The organism is Streptomyces malachitofuscus, from assembly GCF_055571035.1.
Genome location: NZ_JBVIGA010000003.1, coordinates 191175 through 208953 on the forward strand (window position 1 = coordinate 191175; position 17779 = coordinate 208953).

Consider the following 17779-nt stretch of genomic DNA (forward strand, 5'->3'; position numbering starts at 1 on the left):
ATGACCGAGAGCGTGACCAACTGGGCGGGCAACATCACGTACGCCGCCAAGGAACTGCACCGCCCGCGCACCCTGGACGCGCTGCGGACACTGGTCGCGGAGTGCTCCCGCGTGCGGGCGCTCGGCAGCGGGCACTCCTTCAACGAGATCGCCGAGGCCGGCGAGGACGGCATGCTGCTCTCGCTGGCCGAGCTGCCCCCGCGGATCGACGTGGACACCACGGCCCGGACGGTGCGGGTCGGGGGCGGGGTGCGCTACGCGGAGCTGGCCCGCCAGGTGCACCGGCACGGGCTGGCGCTGGCGAACATGGCGTCGCTCCCGCACATCTCGGTGGCCGGTTCGGTCGCCACCGGCACGCACGGCTCGGGCGTGGGCAACGGTCCCCTCTCGTCGTCCGTGCGCGCGGTGGAGCTGGTCACGGCGGACGGCTCGACGGTGACCCTCGCGCGCGGCGACGAGCGGTTCGGCGGGGCGGTCACCTCGCTGGGCGCGCTCGGTGTCGTCACCGCGCTCACCCTGGACCTGGAACCGGCCTTCGAGGTCGAGCAGCACGTGTTCACCGAGATGCCGCTGGACGGTCTGGACGACACCGCCTTCGAGACGGTGATGGCGTCGGCGTACAGCGTGAGCCTGTTCACCGACTGGCGGGAGCCGGGCTTCCGGCAGGTGTGGGTGAAGCGGCGCACCGACCAGCCGCTCACGGACCTGCCCCCGGCCGCTCCGGCGGTCGAGAAGATGCATCCGGTGCCGGGGATGCCCGGGGTGAACTGCACGGAGCAGTTCGGGGTGCCGGGGCCCTGGCACGAGCGGCTGCCGCACTTCCGGGCGGAGTTCACGCCGAGCAGCGGGGCGGAGCTGCAGTCGGAGTACCTGATGCCGCGCAGGTCGGCCGCCGCGATGCTGCGCGCGCTGGACGCAATCCGCGAGACGGTCGCGCCGGTGCTGCAGACCTGCGAGGTGCGCACCGTCGCCGCCGACGACCAGTGGCTGAGCCCCTGCTACGACCGGGACACGGTGGCCGTGCACTTCACCTGGATCGAGGACACCCGGACGGTGCTCCCCGTGGTGACGCGGGTGGAGGAGGCGCTGGCACCGTTCGACGCGCGGCCGCACTGGGGGAAGGTGTTCACGACGCCGGCGGCGGTGCTGCACGCCCGCTACTCGCGTCTGCACGACTTCCGGGCCCTCGTCCGTGACATGGACCCCGACGGCAAGTTCACCAACGCCTTCGTGCGGGACGTGCTCGGGGACTGAGTCTCCGCGCATGCCTCCGGCGCGCCCCCGGGCCGGACTTCGTCAACCCCCTTTCCAAAGCCCTTGTCGAACGTTCGGCTCCTGCATAGCCTTGCCGCGCGCCGGTGGCGGGCCGCCCCGGCCCGGCCGGCAGGGGATGGGGGCAGCGGACGGTGAAGCGCACATCACGGGACATCCGTACGGCCAACCGCTATCGGGTACTGCGTCAGATCATCGCCGCGTCGCCCACCTCCCGGCAGGAGCTGGCGGCCGCCACCGGCCTGAGTCTGGCCACCGTCGCCACCCTGGTGGGCGAGCTGCTCGACCTCGGTCTGATCACCGAGGTCGGCTTCGAGGACTCGGCCGGCGGCCGTCCCCGGGGCCTGGTGGCCGTCGACGCGTCCGGCGGCGCCCTGATCGGTGTGGACCTGGCCGAGACCTATGTCCGGGTCGAACTGTTCGACCTCGCCCTGAACGTGCTGGCCCGCGCCGAGAAGGCCATGCGCCCCGGCGACAGCCGCCCCGAGCAGGTCGTGGGCCATGTGGCCACGGCGGTCGGGTCGGTGGTGGCGCAGGCCGGGGTGGAGGGCGCGCGGGTGCTCGGGGTCGGCGTGAGCGTGCCGGGTCAGGTGGACCGGGACACCGGCGTGTCCGAGTACGCGCCGAACTGGGACTGGCACGACGTACCGCTGCTCGATCTGCTCGCCGGCCACATCGCCTACCCGCTCCACCTGGACAATCCGCTGCGGGCCTGCGCGGTGGCCGAACTGTGGTTCGGGGCGGCGCGGGGGTGCGGGGACGCGGTGGTGGTGAACCTGGGGACCGGGGTGGGCGCCGGGCTGGTGCTGGGCGGCGGGGTGCACCGGGGGGTGAGCAACAGCGCCGGCGAGTGGGGGCACACCACGCTCGTCCTGGACGGCCGCCCCTGTCACTGCGGCAACCACGGCTGTGTGGAGACCTACACGGGTGCGCCCGGGATCATGCTGAATCTGCGGGAGCTGAGTCCGGACAGCCCGCTGCTGCGTCCCGGGGACCAGACGGCCACGATCGACGCGCTCGCCCGCGGGGTGGGCGCGGGCGATCGGGAGGCGGTGGCCGTGCTCCGGCGCACCGCCCGCTATCTCGGCGCCGGTGTCGCCGATCTGGTCAACCTCTTCAATCCGGAGGTGGTCGTGCTCAGCAGCTGGGTCGCGGCCGCGTTCGGTGAGCCGCTGCTGGAGGAGGTCCGCGCGGCCGTCGCCCGGCACGCGCTGCGCCGCCCGATGGCGGCCACCCGGATCGTCCTCTCCCCGATCCCGACCGATCCGGTGTGTCTGGGGGCGGCGACGTTCGCGCTGGAGGGCGCGCTGCAGTCGGCCGGCAAGGGCGTCAGGGCCCGGGCGGCCGGAGGGCGCCGGTAACGCGAGTTGTTCGTCATCACGAACGGTCCACAACGCTTCGCACCGACTTTGTCCAACCCCTTGCCGAAGTATTGGCCGAAGGTTAACGTCCCGCGCACCGCAAGTCCTTGAGCGCCACCCGCCGCAAGCCGCACACGAGACAAGGACGTCGACATGCCGGCCATGAGCAACAACAACTGGGACCGCCGAACCGTACTGCGCGCTGCGATGGGCCTGACCGCCGCGGGAGGTCTCGCCGCATGCGGCAGCAACACCGGCCGGAACGGCGGAGGTTCGGGCGACGCGCTCGTGCAGTACTTCCACGCGTACGGCGAGGCCGGCACCGAGCAGGCCGTCAAGAGGTACGCGAAGGCCTACGACAAGGCCGATGTCGCCACGCAGTGGATCACCGGCGACAACTTCGAGAACAAGCTGTTCTCCGCGCTGCTGACGGACAAGGCCCCGGACCTGTTCGAGTTCCACCCGCAGATCCAGCTCGTGCACAGCGGCCAGGTGGCCGATCTGACCGACATCATCGACCCGGTCAAGGACGACTTCAACCAGGCGGACATCGCGTCGCACACGGTCGACGGGAAGATCTACGGCGTCCGGATGATCGACGACCCACAGTTCTTCTTCTACCGCAAGTCGTTGTTCGACAAGGCGGGCGTCGGCGTCCCGGCCACACTCGACGAGTTGGTGGAGGCCGCGGCCAGGCTCACCACGGACCAGGTCAAGGGCGTCTTCCTCGGCAACGAGCTGCACGCGATCATCCGCCCGATGATCTGGGCGGCCGGCGCCGACACCCTCGACGACGACAACCGGATCGCGTACCACACGGACGGGGTCAAGGAGGGCCTGGTCACCCTGCGCAAGCTCTTCACCAGCGGCGACCTCCTCCTGGGCGCCCCGGCCGACTTCTGGGACCCGTCCGCGCTCAACCAGGGCCTGTGCGCCATGCAGTGGTGCGGCATGTGGGCGATGCCGCAGATGCAGGAGGCGCTCGGCGACGATCTCGGCATCTTCCCGTTCCCCAAGGTCACCGGCGACGGCAAACCCGCCGTCTACAACGGCGGCTGGTCCATGTTCGTCAACGCCAAGGGCAAGAACGTCGACGCGGCCAAGGAGTACGTGAAGTGGCTGTGGATCGACCAGAAGGAGTACCAGGAGGACTGGGCCACCTCCTACGGCTTCCACATCCCCCCGCGCACCTCGATCGCCGAGTCCGCCGACAAGCTCAAGTCGGGTCTGCCCGGCGAGGGCGTCCGGCTCTTCAACGAGTTCGGGCACTTCGACAACATCGGCTTCACCCAGGCCATGATCGACGCGACCGAGGACGTCATCGCCGACTGCGTCCGCCAGGACGGGGATCCGGAGGCCGCGCTCGACAAGTGCGACCGCAAGGTCGACCGCGAGCTCGAGAAGCTCTTCGGTTAGGCCGCCGGACGGACAGCCACGACATGCCGACCCTCACCGACAGCGGTGTCACGAGCCCCGCCCCGTCCGAGGCCCCCAAGGCCCGGGCGAGGCGGCCTCTGCGGGGCAACCCCACCGCCAACTTCTGGCTCTTCACCGGCCCGTTCATGATCGGGCTGGCGATCTTCGTCTACCTCCCGATCGGCTGGAGCCTCTGGCTCTCCTTCTTCGACGCCCGGTTCACGGTCACGCCGAGCGAGTTCATCGGCTTCGACAACTACCGCTACATGCTGACGGACGACGGCTTCACCGGCTCGCTCGTCACCTTCACCGTCTTCGCCGCCTTCATCGTGCCCACCACCTGGGCCCTCGCCCTGGGGCTGGCGCTGATGGTGAACCGGCTGCGGTTCATGCGGGCGTTCTTCCGGTCGGTGTTCTTCCTGCCGACCGCGGTGAGCTATGTCGCCGCCTCGCTCATCTGGAAGATGTCGATCTTCAGCGGTGTTCGCTTCGGCCTGATGAACACCGTCCTCGGCTGGTTCGGCGTCGACAGCATCGCCTGGCTGGCCGCCCCCGAGCCGCCCTGGTACTGGCTGGTCATCGTCACCGTACGCCTGTGGCTCCAGGCCGGGTTCTTCATGATCCTGTTCCTGGCGGCCCTGCAGAACATCCCGCGGGAGCTGTACGAGGCGGCCGCCATCGACGGCGCGAAGCCGGGTTGGCAGACCTTCCGGTACATCACACTGCCGCAGCTGCGCGCCACGTCGACGGCCGTGGTCCTGTTGCTGCTGGTGCAGGCGTACCAGGCCTTCGACGAGTTCTTCAACCTGCTGTCGAGGACCACCTGGGGCCGCCCGCCGCTGGTCGAGCTGTACGAGACGGCCCTCGGCGAGAACCAGGACTACGGTGCCGGCAGCGCGGGCGCGATGATCCTGACCCTGCTGATCTGCGTGGTGACCCTGCTCCAGGGCACGTTCATGGGCTTCGGAAAGGGGGAGGAGGCCAAGTGACCACCACCGCACCCGGGACACGGAAGTCCCGCACGCCCCGTCGCGTCCGGCGCGGCGGCGTCATGGGCTCGGCCGGGCTCTACGCCGCCACCTCCGTCGCGGCCGTCCTCTTCCTCGTCCCGTTCTATCTGATCGTCCGCAACGCCCTGTCCACCGACGCCGACATCACGGGCGCACAGTGGCAGTTCTTCCCCACCGACATCCAGTGGGGCAACGTCACCGAGCCGTTCAGCGACTCGACGGTCGACTTCGCCCGCTCCCTGTGGAACTCGGCCGTCGTCGGCGTCCTGCACACCCTCGGCACCCTGCTGGTCGCCTCGCTCGCCGGGTACGGCCTGGCCCGCATTCCGTACCGGCACGCCGACAAGGTCTTCTACGCCGTCCTGGGGACGCTGATGGTGCCGACCGCCGTCACCTTCGTCCCGAGCTTCGTGCTGGTCTCGTCGCTCGGCTGGGTGGACACCTACCGGGGACTGATCATCCCGGGCCTGTTCAGCGGTTTCACATGCTTCCTGTTCCGGCAGTACTTCCTGGGGTTCCCGAAGGAGCTGGAGGAGGCGGCGCGGGTGGACGGGCTCGGCTACTGGGGCGCCTACTGGCGTGTCGTCGTGCCGAACTCGCTGAACTTCTTCGCCGCGATCGCGACGATCACCTTCATCAGCGGGTGGAACGCCTTCCTGTGGCCGCTGGTCATCGGCCAGGACCCGAGCGCCTGGACGATCCAGGTCGCGCTCTCCTCGTACATGACCAACCAGACCGTCAACTTCCACCTGATGTTCATGGCCACCGCCATTTCCATCCTGCCCCTGGTGTTCGTCTTCCTCTTCCTCCAGCGCTGGCTGGTGCAGGGGATCGCGCAGACCGGGATCAAGGGCTGAGCTAGGAGACCGATGTCATTGCGCACCCCGTCGAGCGGCCCGACCGGCTATGTCGAGGACGTCTCCCCCGGCCGCGGGGCCCTGCCCCCACGGGCCTGGTACGCGTCCTCCGACGCGGCGTCCCTGTCCCTGAACGGCGGCTGGCGCCTGCGGGTGTCCCCGGCCGCCGACACCGAGGACGAGGCGTTCGCCGCACCCGGGTACGACGCCGGTGACTGGGCGGAGGTGACCGTGCCCGGCCACTGGGTGCTGCAGGGCCACGGCGCGCCGATCTACACCAACCACCTGTACCCCTTCCCCGTCGACCCGCCGCACGTTCCCGCCGAGAACCCGACCGGCGACCATCTGCGCCTCTTCGACCTGCCGGACGACTGGCCCGCCGACGGCGACGCGGTGCTCCGTTTCGACGGGGTCGAGTCCTGCGCCCGGGTGTGGCTGAACGGCACGGACATCGGGGAGTTCAAGGGTTCGCGGCTGCCGCACGAACTCGCGGTCGGGCAGCTGCTGAAGCGGTCCGGCAACGTTCTCGCGGTCCGCGTCCACCAGTGGTCGGCGGGCTCCTACCTGGAGGACCAGGACCAGTGGTGGCTGCCCGGCATCTTCCGTGACGTGACGCTGCTGCACCGCCCGGCGGGCGCGGCCGGTGACTTCTTCGTGCACGCCTCCTACGACCACGTCACCGGCGAGGGGACGCTGCGCGTCGACTCCGACGCCGCGGGGCGGGTGACCGTGCCGGAGCTGGGCGTCGACGTCGCCACCGGTGAGGCGGTGACGCTGCCCGTCGCTCCCTGGACGGCGGAGACGCCCCGGCTGTACGCGGGGACGCTGGCCACGGCGGGCGAGCGCGTCCCGCTGCGCGTCGGCTTCCGCACGGTCGTCGTGGAGGACGGCCTGATCAAGGTCAACGGAACGCCCCTGCTCTTCAAGGGCGTCAACCGCCACGAGTGGCACCCGCGCCGGGGCCGCGCGCTGGACCTCGACACCATGCGGCAGGACGTGCTGCTGATGAAGCGGCACAACGTCAACGCCGTCCGCACCTCCCACTATCCCCCGCATCCGGCCTTCCTCGACCTGTGCGACGAGTACGGGCTGTGGGTGATCGACGAGTGCGACCTGGAGACCCACGGCTTCGTCGAGCAGGACTGGCGCGACAATCCCGTCGACGACGACCGCTGGACCCCCGCCCTCCTGGACCGCGCCGCCCGCATGGTGGAGCGGGACAAGAACCACCCGTCGGTGGTGATGTGGTCGCTCGGCAACGAGGCGGGCACCGGACGCGGGCTGACCGCGATGGCCGGCTGGATCCACGGCCGGGACCCCTCCCGTCCGGTGCACTACGAGGGCGACGCCGGCTGCCGTGACACGGACGTGTACTCGCGGATGTACCCGCCGCACGAGGAGGTGGAGCGGATCGCGCGGGGTCTGGACGGCGGCACCCGCCGCAGGCGCGAACTGCCCCTGATCCTCTGCGAGTACGCGCACGCCATGGGCAACGGGCCCGGCGGACTCACCGAGTACCAGGAGCTGTTCGAGCGGTACGGCCGGCTCCAGGGCGGTTTCGTCTGGGAGTGGATCGACCACGGCATCGAGCACCCGGAACTGGGCTACGCCTACGGCGGCGACTTCGGGGAGGAACTGCACGACGGCAACTTCGTCTGCGACGGGCTGCTGTTCCCGGACCGTACGCCCTCACCGGGGCTGACCGAGTACAAGAAGGTGATCGAGCCGGTCCGGATCGAGGCGGGCGGCGCGGACGGCACCGTACGCGTGACCAACCGGTACGACTTCGCGGACCTGTCCCATCTGGAGTTCTGGTTGTCCTACCAGGTGGACGGCTGGCCGACGGGGGCGCACCCGCTCACCGTGCCGCCGCTCGCGCCCGGGGAGTCGGCGGAGGTCAAGCTGCCCGAGGCCCCGGACGGCAAGGGCGAGGAGGTGCAGTGGACGGTGGGGGCGCGGCTCGCCGAGGACCTGCCCTGGGCCGGGAGGAACCACGAAGTGGCCTGGGCCCAGGGGACGGTGGCCCGCCGTGCCCCGCTGCCCGCGGCGACCGGCGTCCGCCCGGCCGTCGACGGTGACCGGATCGTCCTCGGCCCGGCGGTCTTCGACGCCCGCACCGGCGCACCGCGCAGCCTCGCCGGTGTCCCGGTGCGGGATCTGCGCCTGGACGTGTGGCGGGCGACCACCGACAACGACGACGGCGCGCCCTGGCAGTCCGACACCCGGTACGGGCTCCTCTGGCGCGAGCTGGGGCTGCACCGCATGCGCCACCGCCTGGTGTCCGTCGGCACGGACGACGACGCGCTGACCGTGCGGACCCGGGTGGCGCCCGCCGGCCGGGAGGCGGGCCTGCGCACCGCGTACCGCTGGACGTCCGACGGCACGCAGGTGCGGCTGACCGTGTCGGTCGTGCCGGAGGGCGACTGGCGGGTGCCGCTGCCCCGGCTCGGCATCCGCTTCGGCCTCGTCGGGGCCACCGAGGAGAACGCGGTCTTCTGGTTCGGCGGCGGCGAGGAGTCGTACCCGGACTCCCGGGCCGCGTCCAGGGACCTGCTGTGGGACGCGAGCGTCCGGGACCTCCAGACGCCCTATGTGCGCCCGCAGGAGAACGGCGCCCACGCCGATGTGCGCTGGGCCGAGGTGGGCGGCCTGAGGGTCGACGGCGAGCCGGAGTTCTGGTTCACGGCCAGGCCCTGGACCACCGAACACCTGGACGCCGCCCGCCACCTGACCGACCTCGTCCCCGGCGACACGGTCTGGGTGAACCTGGACCACCGCCTGCACGGTATCGGCTCCCAGTCCTGCGGCCCGGGTCCCCTCCCCCGCCACTACCTGTGGCCCGAACCCACGGAGTTCTCCTTCGTCTTCTCGGAGCCGCGCGACTGACGGGGCCCGTGGTCCGCGCAGCAGGGGGTGGGGTCCGGGGCCTCGAACGGCACGAGGGCGCCGCCCAGGGCCCATGTGGCGGCGAGGACGAGTTCGCCCCGCTGCCACTGCGGCCGGACGTGGTCCCGGGTCACCAGGCGCGTCTGCGGACCGGGCGGTTCGGGTGTGCCCAGGACCGTCACGCGGGCGATCGCGGAGCCGGCGAGGAGCTCCGCGACGGTCATCGTGCCGGTGAGGGCCCCGGCGCCCGGGTAGAGCACCGCGCGGCCCACCGCGTCGGGCGGTCCCGGGGAGACGGTGCCGTACTCCGCGAGCCGCTCACGGAGGTGGTCCGGGAGCGGACGCGGGGGCGAGGACAGGGACACGACGACCCGCGGACGGTCGTCGCGCACGAGGTGGGTGCAGCCGAAGGTGCCGTCGGGCAGGTCGAGCCCGGCTGCGATCGCATGCAGCAGGCGGTCGGCGTCGAGCAGGTCCCGGGTGCCCGCGTCCACCGTGAGGGCGTGCGGGGTCATGACGGCAGGACCCACACGGGGTTGCTGTAGAACCACAGGTCGCGCCACGGGTCGGCGTCGCCGACGACGTCGAGCGCCGGGCCCGCCGGGTCGACCCTCGCGCCCATGGCGCCGACGGCGGACCGGTTGCCGTCCGTGCCGCGCAGCCGGACGTACACCGGGCGGTCGACGCGGCCGAGGGCGAAGGCGACGCGGACGGTGCCGGCCGGCTTGTCGATGTCGTACGACCGGGCGACCCTCGCCGTGGGAGCGGTGAAGGTGTCCTGGTCGGCGACCGGGCCGGTGACATCGCCCTGGATGACGTCGACGCGGGCGAGCTTCGGCGTGAAGCCGGCCCAGTTGTTGCCGCCGGCGAGCGCGATGTCGGCGGTCAGGGTGACTTCGGTGCCCTTGCGGACGTGGAGGGCGCCGCCGAGGGTGGCCCAGCGGCCGCCGCCCAGGACGCGGACGTCGAGGCCGCTGATGAGCTGCCCGTGGTCGACCCAGATGCGGCCGGCGCGGATGCCGTCCATCACGGCGGCGTAGGAGAAGCCGTCGGCGCCGACGTGGGTGCGGCTGTACTGGCCCGGCCAGAAGTCGCCCTGGTCGACGTCGATCTTCCCGGCGTAGACGGGGTCGTCGTAGCGGCCGCCCGCGGCGAAGTCGCCCCCGCCGCGGGCGGCGGTGTCGGCGTAGACCTGGTGGGAGTCGGAGTTGGCGGTGATCCACCAGGGGCGGCCCTCGGCGAGGAGGCTGTCCCACAGGCCGCCGACGGTGGCGGTCATCCAGTCGAAGCCGCCCCAGGTGCGGTAGCTCTCCAGCGGGTAGCCGGGGAAGGAGTTGGCGCCGGGGCTGCCGTCGTAGATGCCGCGGGCGCGGCCCATGCCGAGCGGCTCGGGCAGGCCGGCGGCCTGGTGACCGGGGGCGCCCTCGAAGCCTACGGCGATCTGCCGGTCGCCGGTGCCGGTCGCGTCGCGCCAGGCGCGGATCTCGTGCGGGGAGTCGATGCCCTTGCGCGCGGGGTGGTTGGCGAGCATCAGGGCGTCCTTGATCTTGCGCCGTCTGACCTGGTCGGCGAGGAACTCCAGACCGGCGACGGCGAGCGCCTCGTTGGCGGGTGTGGAGTCGCCGGCGCCCTTGACGCTGCCGTCGTAGTCGGTCTCGAACTGCTTGAGGACGGAGACCTCGTGGCGGCCGGGGTGGACGAAGACGGTGCCGTGCTCGGCGGCCGGGATGTTCCACTCCAGGCCCTGGAAGACGAGGGTGTCCTCGTGGGCGGCGCGGGCTTCCTTGATGTCCGGGTTGACCTTCTCGACGCCGATCCTGGCGTGGGTGGTGCTGCCGTGGTCGGTGATGACCAGCCAGTCCATGCCGTGCCTGGCGCCCTGGCGGACCTGGTCGACGACGCGGTACTTGCCGTCGCTGCTGTACTGGGTGTGGATGTGGTGATCGCCCGCGAGCCACAGGAAGCCGCGGCCCCGGCCGTTGCCGCTGCGGTTCCCGCCCGCCGCGTGCGCGGGCGTGGCGGCGGCGCCGGCGGACAGCACGGTGCCGGCGGCGAGTCCGGCGCCGAGCAGCCCGGCCCGGCGCAGCAGCGTCCGGCGGGACTTCTGCTCGGGGTTCAGTGCCTCGTCCGGCACGGAGGTGTCGAAGGCGGCGGGCAGGGGCGCCGTCGTTTCGTGCCGGTGGTCGTGTCCGTGGTGGTGATGGTGGTGCGGTCCGTGTGCGTGCCCGTGACCCATGGAGTGCCTCCTCGATGCCGCGACGCGACCGCGCCGCGTGTGGAGGATCACGGCAGCGCATGAACGTCGAACGACCGGCGGGTGAGCCTCACATGCCCCGGACACGACGCCTCGCCCGCGCGCGTCCGGTGGTCCGGGTTCGCGCCGAGCGGGTGCGCGGGCCACGCACCTGCGTGAAGGGCTCGCGTCCTCGGCGTCGGTCCGGGAAGCCGACGGCCCGACGCGCGGATGGGCGGCTCGCTCACCCCTTGGCGCGGGGCGGCGGGTCGGCCCGGTGGGCGGTGCGCACCGGCCGCCAGAACGTCCGGTGGAGGAAGAGCAGGGTCAACAGCAGCAGGATCAGCCCCACGGACACGAACATCCCCACCAGCATGACGTCGTCGCCGGCCGGATCGTCGTCATGGGCCATGGCGACGAGGATCGGGCCGATGAGCGCGGCCGGGAGGAGGACCCAGAAGAACAGGTAGGCCCGGATGACCTCGACGGCACGGATGCGCGAGGTGCCGTAGATCTGGTACTCGGTCGTCGAGCCGCTGCCCTCGAGGGTGGTCCTGCCCTCCCGCACGTAGTAGCGACGGAGCGGGGCCACCGGCAGGATGATCATCAGCCATTGCGTGGCGAAGAAGCAACCGGTCTCGTCCGGGCGGGAGTTGTACAGCAGCATGGTGCCGAGCGCGTTGTAGGTCCCCAGCGAGGGCGGCCTGGCGTCCGGCGGCAGCGGGTACACGGGATCCGGCATGCCCCGCAGGACAGACACGCGGGCAGGGACCCGTCCCGGCCGTTTCCGGGCCTACCGGCTGAGCCCGCGGATCTCCTCGTACGACGGTGTCGTGCCCTCCGGGAGCGTGCGGCCCGAGCGGATCGCGGCCGCCGTGTCCAGCGCCGCGCCCAGTGCCCGGCGGTACAGCAGGGAGCCGAGGCTGACGCGGCGGACGCCGAGGTCGGCGAGGTGGGCGACGGACGGTCCGGCGGGCGAGTGGAGGATGTTGAGGGGGACGCCGTCCAGGGCGCGCACCAGGCCGGCGATCCCGCGGGGGTCGGTGAGGCCGGGGACGAAGACGCCGTGGGCACCCGCGTCCCGGTAGGCCTCGGCGCGGGCGAGGGTGTCGTCCGGGTCGCCGTCGCCGAGCCAGTGGGTGTCGGTGCGGGCGTTGACGAAGAGGCCGGGAGCCGCCGCGCGGACGGCGGCGATCTTCGCGGCGTGCCGGTCGGCGGGCCCGAGTCCGTCCTCCAGGTTGATGCCGGCGGCGCCCAGGGCGTACAGCTCCCGCGCGAACTCGGCCACCTCGTCCGGGTCGTCGCCGAAGCCGCCCTCCGCGTCCACGGAGAGCAGCAGGGGCGCCGGGCCGAGGGCGCGCGTGAGGTGCAGGGTCTCGGCACGGGCGGCGGCCGCGCCGTCGGGGAGTCCGGCCGCCGCGGCGACGCCCAGGCTCGTGGTGCCGACGGCGCGGAAGCCGTGCGCGGCCAGGAGGAGCGCGGAGGCGTGGTCCCAGGCGTTCGGGAGCAGCAGAGGTTCGTCCGCGTGGTGGAGGTCGGAGAAGGCGGTCATGACAGGTCTCCCAGGGCGTCGGCGTAGTAGACGGACCCCTGGACATGGCGGGCGAGTTCACGGAAGCGCCGGCCCGCGCCGGGTGAGTGGTCGAGCTGCTCGTCGGTGAGCGCGTCGAGGCGGTTGGCCCAGATCCTCGCCAGCCGGGTGAGGCGGCTGCGGGCCTCGTCGAGGTCCGGCGGGGTGAAGGGGGCGAGGTCGGCCTCGGTGGTGACCAGGGAGGCGTGCCAGTGGTCGGGCCGCGTCTCCTCACCGGCGAGGCGTGCCTCCCTCTCCGCGAGGTGGTCGATCAGGTGGTCGGTGACGCGGCGGATCGCCTTGTGCGGGGTGTACACGCGGCCGTCGACGTGGACGGGTTCGCCGTTCCAGCGGGTCCAGGTGCCGGCCGGCGCGAGGACGTGGTCCACCATGCCGGTGACGGCCGCGGCGGGGGCGGAGATCTGCTTGCTCCGGGTCATGGGGGAACGTTAGAAGCGGGACGCTTCGGTCCCGGCCGAAGTGTCCGTGCCCCGCGCGGAGTCACGGACCTGGGGCGCCCCGGTTCCGGTCGGGGCGCCCCAGGGGTTCGCGTCCCTCGCCCACACGTTCCTCGGCGGCCGTGCGTCCCGGCGGTGTCCTCAAGGAGCGGGTTCCCCACGTGGCCGGCCGTACTCTCCTCGTGGTGTGCGTGGTTGCCTCACGTCGCGCCGGACCACCGCCGGGTGGGGGGCCGCGCGTCTCCTCTCACGCCCGCTGCCCGCTCGCCGTGTCGGCCACGGGGACGCCGAAGTCCGGGGTGCCGTCGGGCCGCCAGCCGAGCCTCTGGACGCGGGTGTGGCGGTTCGGGTCGTGCAGCGGATCGCCGTCGATCTCCTTGTACTGGCGTGCGTGGTACACGAGCACGTCGGTGACGCCGTCCTCGGCGACCGTGAAGCAGTTGTGGCCGGGGCCGTACTGCTCGGTCGTGTCGTTGCTGGTGAACACGGGGACGGGCGACTTGGACCAGTTCGCCGGGTCCATGAGGTCGCTGTCCTCGTCGGCGGTCAGCAGCCCCATGCAGTAGTTGGCGTCGGTGGCACTGGCGGAGTAGGTCATGAACAGCCGCCCGTTGCGCTTCAGGACGTACGCTCCCTCGTTGACCGCGAAGCCGATGCGCTCCCAGGCGTACTCGGGGGTGGACAGCCGTACTTGAGGTCCTGTCAGGGTCCACGGGCTGTCCATCTCGGAGAGCCAGATGGCGGTGTTGTTGTCCATGCCGGGTTCGTGCTGTGCCCAGGCGAGGTAGCGGGTGCCGCGGTGGGTGAAGGTGGTGGCGTCCAGCGAGAAGGTCTCCCAGGCGGTCTTGATCCGACCCTTCTCGACCCAGGCGCCCCGGAAGGGGTTGGGGTGGGCGTTCTCCAGCACCCAGATGCGGATGGCCCACACGTCCTCGGCGGGTGCGGCGGCGAAGTAGATGTACCACTTGCCGCCGACGCGGTGCATCTCCGGTGCCCAGATGTGGGCGCCCATGTCGCCGGTGGGGTGCGCCCGCCAGACCACGGACTCGGCGGCCCGTGACAGGCCGTTCAGCGTACGGGAGCGGCGCAGGATGATCCGGTCGTACTCGGGGACGGTGGCGGTGTAGTAGTAGAAGCCGTCGGTGTGGCGGGTGATGTGCGGGTCGGCGCGGTTGCGGACGAGCGGGTTCGCGTACGGAGCCGCCTTCGGGGGCGCGGCGGGGGTGGCGTGGGCCGTCACGGGCGCGGCGGCGACGGCGCCCGCGGCCAGGGCGCTCTTCAGCAGGAGTCTGCGGGCGGGGGGCGGGGGCGGTTCGGGCAGGTCGGCGTCGCGGCTCATGCTGTCTGCCTCTCGTGGGGGAGGACGAAGGACGAGCTTGCTCGATATCTCGAACGTCATCTGTCATGACGAACGCCGAAAAGGTAAGCGCGTGCCGTGAGGAGGTCAACGGGTCCGACGGGGACCAACAGAAACCGCGTTCTACACGGGCGCGAAGGCGTGCATCTCGTCCCCCTCGGGCTGCACCACGCCGTAGGTGCCCTCCGGGACGGCGTTCCAGGCGCCGGGCAGGTCGCCCAGGGGCTCGGAGACGATGAGACGGGCGTCGTCGGAGACCTCCCGCAGGAAGGCCACGTCCGGGTGGAGGGACCGCAGCGTGTCCACGCGTGTGCTGTAGAACAGCGAGCGCGTCTTCTTCCGGGTGGAGTAGCGGAACGCCCACAGGCGCACGCCGTCGGTCACCGCGACCGACATCTGCATCGGGAACTCCACGCCGTGCTCGTGGCCGACGCGTTCCACGAGGCCGGCCATCCGGGCCACCGCACCGGGCGGGTCCTCCTCGAGGCCGAGGGTCAGCGCCAGGTAGAACATCATCTCCGAGTCCGTGGACCCCTCGACGTACGGAAAGAGGGATGGCTCGACGGCCAGCGCAAGGTCGCGGCGGAGCCGGTGGAACTCGGCGATCGCCCCGTTGTGCATCCACATCCAGCGGCCGTACCGGAACGGGTGGCAGTTGGTCTGCTGCACCGCCGTGCCGGTGGAGGCCCTGATGTGGCCGAAGAAGAGCGGGGAGACGACGTGCGCGGCGATCTCCCGCAGGTTGCGGTCGCTCCAGGCCGGTCCGATGTCCCGCACGACCGCGGGGCTGTCCTTGTCCGGCACGTACCAGCCCACGCCGAAGCCGTCGCCGTTGGTGGTCTCGACGCCCATCTTGGCGTGCAGACTCTGGTCGATCAGTGAGTGCACCGGTTTGTAGAGGATGCTGTCGAGGAGGATCGGCGTGCCCGAATAGGCGAGCCAACGGCACATGTCCACCGCCTTCCCGGCCCCGCGGGGGGACCGTCGTTCCCGTCGGTCCCCGTCACGGACCGCGCCCCGGCGCCGTCTCCCGCGGTCCCAGCGCCCACCTGGTCCACCCGCAGCCACTCGGAGCCACCACTGCCCCACCGCGTACCCACTCGGCCCCGCGGGACGCGGACCCGCAGTGTTCCCGGGGCGCTGCGGCACACCACCGGGACATCAGTGCCCAGGAACGCTCGGGCGGCGGCAAGGGCACCGCCCGCGTGGGTCCGGGGCCGGACGCGGTCCGCGCCGCCGTCACCGCGAGCGCCCACAGCGCCACGGACAGCCGGTGCCGGCATCCCGCCCGCGGCATACAGCCCCAGCACCGTGAGCGGGGCCACCACGCGCGGCACCGCGCCGGCGATCCGTACGGCCCCGGAGTGGGCGAGCGTCCACCACAGGCCCACGGCCACCAGGGCCGGTCCGGCGACACCGAGCAGGATCCAGAAGACGCTGCGCAGACCCGCGGCGGTGAGCGGGACCAGTACGGCGGCCGCCAGGGCGGGGAGTGACAGACGCGTCCACCTCGCGCCACGACGGCCGGAGGCCGGCCGGGGGCGGCGCCCCGGCCGGCCTGCCCGGAACATGGTGTGCGGAGTCAGCGCTCGGAGCGGCTGCCCGGGCGCGAGACGCACAGGGCCCAGACGATGAAACCGGAGAAGGCGATCATCACGACGGACCAGACCGGGTAGTACGGCAGGGAGAGGAAGTTGGCGATGATGAGGAGCCCGGCGATCACCACGCCGGTGATGCGGGCCCACAGGGCTCCCCGGACCAGGCCGAGGCTGACCAGCACGGCGATCGCGCCGAGCACCAGGTGGGTCCAGCCCCAGGCGGTGAGGTCGAACTCGAAGACGTAGTTCTCCGTCGAGACGAAGACGTCGTCCTCGGCGATGCCCATGATGCCCCGCAGGATGTCGAGCACTCCCACGATCATGAGCGAGACGGCGGCGAAGACCGTCAGGCCCTCGGCCCACTGCCGCTTCGCCGACGGCGCGTGCGCGCGCGCTCCGTGTGTCGGGTGTGTCGCTGTCATGGCCGATGCCTCGATTCGGTGTCGTGCGGTCAGCGCCCTGCGGACGAAGCGAACGGACCCGACCGGTCCGCCGGGCCGTGGCCGCTGAGGACCAGTTCCTTCGCCCTGCGATACTCGTCGTCCGTGATGTCGCCCCGGGACTTGATCTCGGACAGCCGGGCGAGTTCGTCGACGCTGCTGGAACCTCCGCCCTTGGCGGTCTCACGGACGTAGCTGTCGAACGCCTCCTGCTGCGCCCGCGCCTGCGCGATCTCCCGGCGCCCCATGTTCTTGCCGCGGGCGATCACGTAGACGAAGACGCCCAGGAAGGGCAGGACGACCGTGAACACCAGCCAGCCCGCCTTGGCCCAGCCGCTGAGGTCGTCGTCGCGGAAGATGTCCATGACGACCCGGAAGAGCAGGATGATCCACATGATCCACAGGAAGAAGACCAGCAGGGTCCAGAAGGCGCTCAGCAGGGGATAGTCGTACGCGAGATACGTGACACCGCTCATCTTCGTCCTCCGTCCCGGGCGTGCGCCCGACAGGTCGTTCGGCCCCGTTCTCAGCGTCCGCTCGCCGGACGGACACCGCCTCACCCGGGGCGGGTGAAGGGCGACCGGGCGGGGCCCCCGTCCCCGCCGGGGCCGCCGGATTCCGTCGGGCGGCTCCTCAGCCCGCGCCGGCCCGGCCGTGGGCCCCGATGCCCGACCTGCGCAGCGCGGACCGCCAGGCCAGGGCCACGGCCGCTTCGACCAGTCCCATGAGGACGAGCCACAGGCCGAGGAGGCGGGTCAGTGCCAGGGCGGACTCGGCGGGCAGGGCCAGCACCACGATGCCCGCGATCACCGCCAGCAGCGCCGCCCCGAGAACGACCGCACGGTGCGGCAGATCCCGCGAGGCGAGGGCCGTGAAGAGGGTGAGCATCCCCGACACCAGCCAGACGACCCCGACGATCAGGGACAGGGCGGCGATCGTCTGCAGCGGGTTGCGCAGGCAGAGCACCCCGGCCAGGACGTAGAGCACCGCCAGCAGCAATTCGGGCAGCCGCTGGCTCGGCTCCTCCCGTCCGAACACGCCGACGAACCGGAACACCCCGGCCGCCAGCAGGTACAGGCCGATGAGCACGGCGAGGACGTGCAGCGTGGTGTCCGGCCACACCAGCACGATGATGCCCGGGACGAAGGTGGCGGCCGCGGAGGCGAGGATCCACTTCCATGAGCGCCCGAGTGCCGCCAGCAGGTCATCCGGCGAACCGAGGGCCGCACCGCGGGACAGGTACTCCTCGTGTCCGGCCCCCGGCGCCGGACCAGGTGTCGCAGCCATGGCTCCTCCTCCCGCACGGTGCGGCAGCGCACGC

General features: G+C 71.9%; 17 protein-coding genes. 7 read left to right on the forward strand and 10 right to left on the reverse strand.

All coding sequences use genetic code 11. From position 1 onward, the window contains the following. The 6 genes from ACZ44S_RS05600 to ACZ44S_RS05625 all read left to right on the forward strand — a co-directional run bounded on the left by ACZ44S_RS05600 (position 1) and on the right by ACZ44S_RS05625 (position 8802). The gene (locus tag ACZ44S_RS05600) at positions 1 to 1254 is read left to right on the forward strand and encodes an FAD-binding protein (RefSeq protein ID WP_466924763.1); all 1254 of its coding nucleotides are present in this window, start codon (positions 1 to 3) and stop codon (positions 1252 to 1254) included. Between the two features lie 152 nt (positions 1255 to 1406). Beyond that, a complete protein-coding gene (locus ACZ44S_RS05605) occupies positions 1407 to 2633 on the forward strand; it encodes an ROK family transcriptional regulator (protein WP_466924766.1) in 1227 nt (408 codons plus the stop codon). 153 nt (positions 2634 to 2786) lie between these two features. Continuing rightward, the gene (locus ACZ44S_RS05610) at positions 2787 to 4049 is read left to right on the forward strand and encodes an ABC transporter substrate-binding protein (protein WP_466924768.1); all 1263 of its coding nucleotides are present in this window, start codon (positions 2787 to 2789) and stop codon (positions 4047 to 4049) included. A gap of 23 nt (positions 4050 to 4072) precedes the next feature. Next, entirely contained in the window at positions 4073 to 5038 is a 966-nt protein-coding gene (locus ACZ44S_RS05615) for a carbohydrate ABC transporter permease (RefSeq protein WP_466924771.1), read from the forward strand. Next, the gene (locus ACZ44S_RS05620; RefSeq protein WP_466924774.1) at positions 5035 to 5916 is read left to right on the forward strand and encodes a carbohydrate ABC transporter permease; all 882 of its coding nucleotides are present in this window, start codon (positions 5035 to 5037) and stop codon (positions 5914 to 5916) included. The genes ACZ44S_RS05615 and ACZ44S_RS05620 overlap by 4 nt, the downstream gene beginning before the upstream one ends. 12 nt (positions 5917 to 5928) lie before the next feature. Then, positions 5929 to 8802 (forward strand): glycoside hydrolase family 2 TIM barrel-domain containing protein, encoded by a 2874-nt coding sequence (locus ACZ44S_RS05625; protein WP_466924777.1) that lies wholly within the window; start codon positions 5929 to 5931, stop codon positions 8800 to 8802. Here ACZ44S_RS05625 and ACZ44S_RS05630 read toward each other — a convergent pair. From ACZ44S_RS05630 to ACZ44S_RS05660, 7 genes are all read right to left on the reverse strand, one after another. Continuing rightward, positions 8745 to 9317: a hypothetical protein gene (locus ACZ44S_RS05630; RefSeq protein ID WP_466924779.1), complete on the reverse strand. Its 573-nt coding sequence runs from the start codon at positions 9315 to 9317 to the stop codon at positions 8745 to 8747. The genes ACZ44S_RS05625 and ACZ44S_RS05630 overlap by 58 nt on opposite strands. After that, the gene (locus ACZ44S_RS05635) at positions 9314 to 11038 is read right to left on the reverse strand and encodes a PHP domain-containing protein (protein WP_466924782.1); all 1725 of its coding nucleotides are present in this window, start codon (positions 11036 to 11038) and stop codon (positions 9314 to 9316) included. Before ACZ44S_RS05635 ends, ACZ44S_RS05630 begins: the two co-directional genes overlap by 4 nt. 241 nt (positions 11039 to 11279) lie before the next feature. After that, positions 11280 to 11777, reverse strand: a complete 498-nt coding sequence (locus tag ACZ44S_RS05640; RefSeq protein WP_466924785.1) for a hypothetical protein — start codon at positions 11775 to 11777, stop codon at positions 11280 to 11282. A gap of 51 nt (positions 11778 to 11828) precedes the next feature. Beyond that, positions 11829 to 12587, reverse strand: a complete 759-nt coding sequence (locus tag ACZ44S_RS05645; RefSeq protein WP_466924787.1) for an isocitrate lyase/PEP mutase family protein — start codon at positions 12585 to 12587, stop codon at positions 11829 to 11831. Then, positions 12584 to 13045, reverse strand: a complete 462-nt coding sequence (locus ACZ44S_RS05650; protein ID WP_466924790.1) for a hypothetical protein — start codon at positions 13043 to 13045, stop codon at positions 12584 to 12586. The genes ACZ44S_RS05645 and ACZ44S_RS05650 overlap by 4 nt, the downstream gene beginning before the upstream one ends. Before the next feature lie 265 nt (positions 13046 to 13310). Further along, positions 13311 to 14402 (reverse strand): glycoside hydrolase family 43 protein, encoded by a 1092-nt coding sequence (locus ACZ44S_RS05655; RefSeq protein WP_466924792.1) that lies wholly within the window; start codon positions 14400 to 14402, stop codon positions 13311 to 13313. A gap of 141 nt (positions 14403 to 14543) precedes the next feature. After that, entirely contained in the window at positions 14544 to 15371 is an 828-nt protein-coding gene (locus ACZ44S_RS05660; protein ID WP_466924794.1) for a class II glutamine amidotransferase, read from the reverse strand. A gap of 254 nt (positions 15372 to 15625) precedes the next feature. On the opposite strand from ACZ44S_RS05660, the gene ACZ44S_RS05665 reads away from it, so the two are divergent. Continuing rightward, a complete protein-coding gene (locus ACZ44S_RS05665) occupies positions 15626 to 15916 on the forward strand; it encodes a hypothetical protein (RefSeq protein WP_466924797.1) in 291 nt (96 codons plus the stop codon). 86 nt (positions 15917 to 16002) lie between these two features. Here ACZ44S_RS05665 and ACZ44S_RS05670 read toward each other — a convergent pair whose 3' ends face one another. The 3 genes from ACZ44S_RS05670 to ACZ44S_RS05680 form a co-directional block, all read right to left on the reverse strand. Next, positions 16003 to 16440, reverse strand: a complete 438-nt coding sequence (locus tag ACZ44S_RS05670) for a DUF7144 family membrane protein (protein WP_466924799.1) — start codon at positions 16438 to 16440, stop codon at positions 16003 to 16005. Positions 16441 to 16469: 29 nt separating this feature from the next. Further along, the gene (locus ACZ44S_RS05675) at positions 16470 to 16934 is read right to left on the reverse strand and encodes an SHOCT domain-containing protein (protein ID WP_466924802.1); all 465 of its coding nucleotides are present in this window, start codon (positions 16932 to 16934) and stop codon (positions 16470 to 16472) included. A 157-nt stretch (positions 16935 to 17091) separates the two neighbouring features. After that, a complete protein-coding gene (locus ACZ44S_RS05680; RefSeq protein WP_466924805.1) occupies positions 17092 to 17745 on the reverse strand; it encodes an HdeD family acid-resistance protein in 654 nt (217 codons plus the stop codon). Positions 17746 to 17779 lie beyond the last annotated feature (34 nt).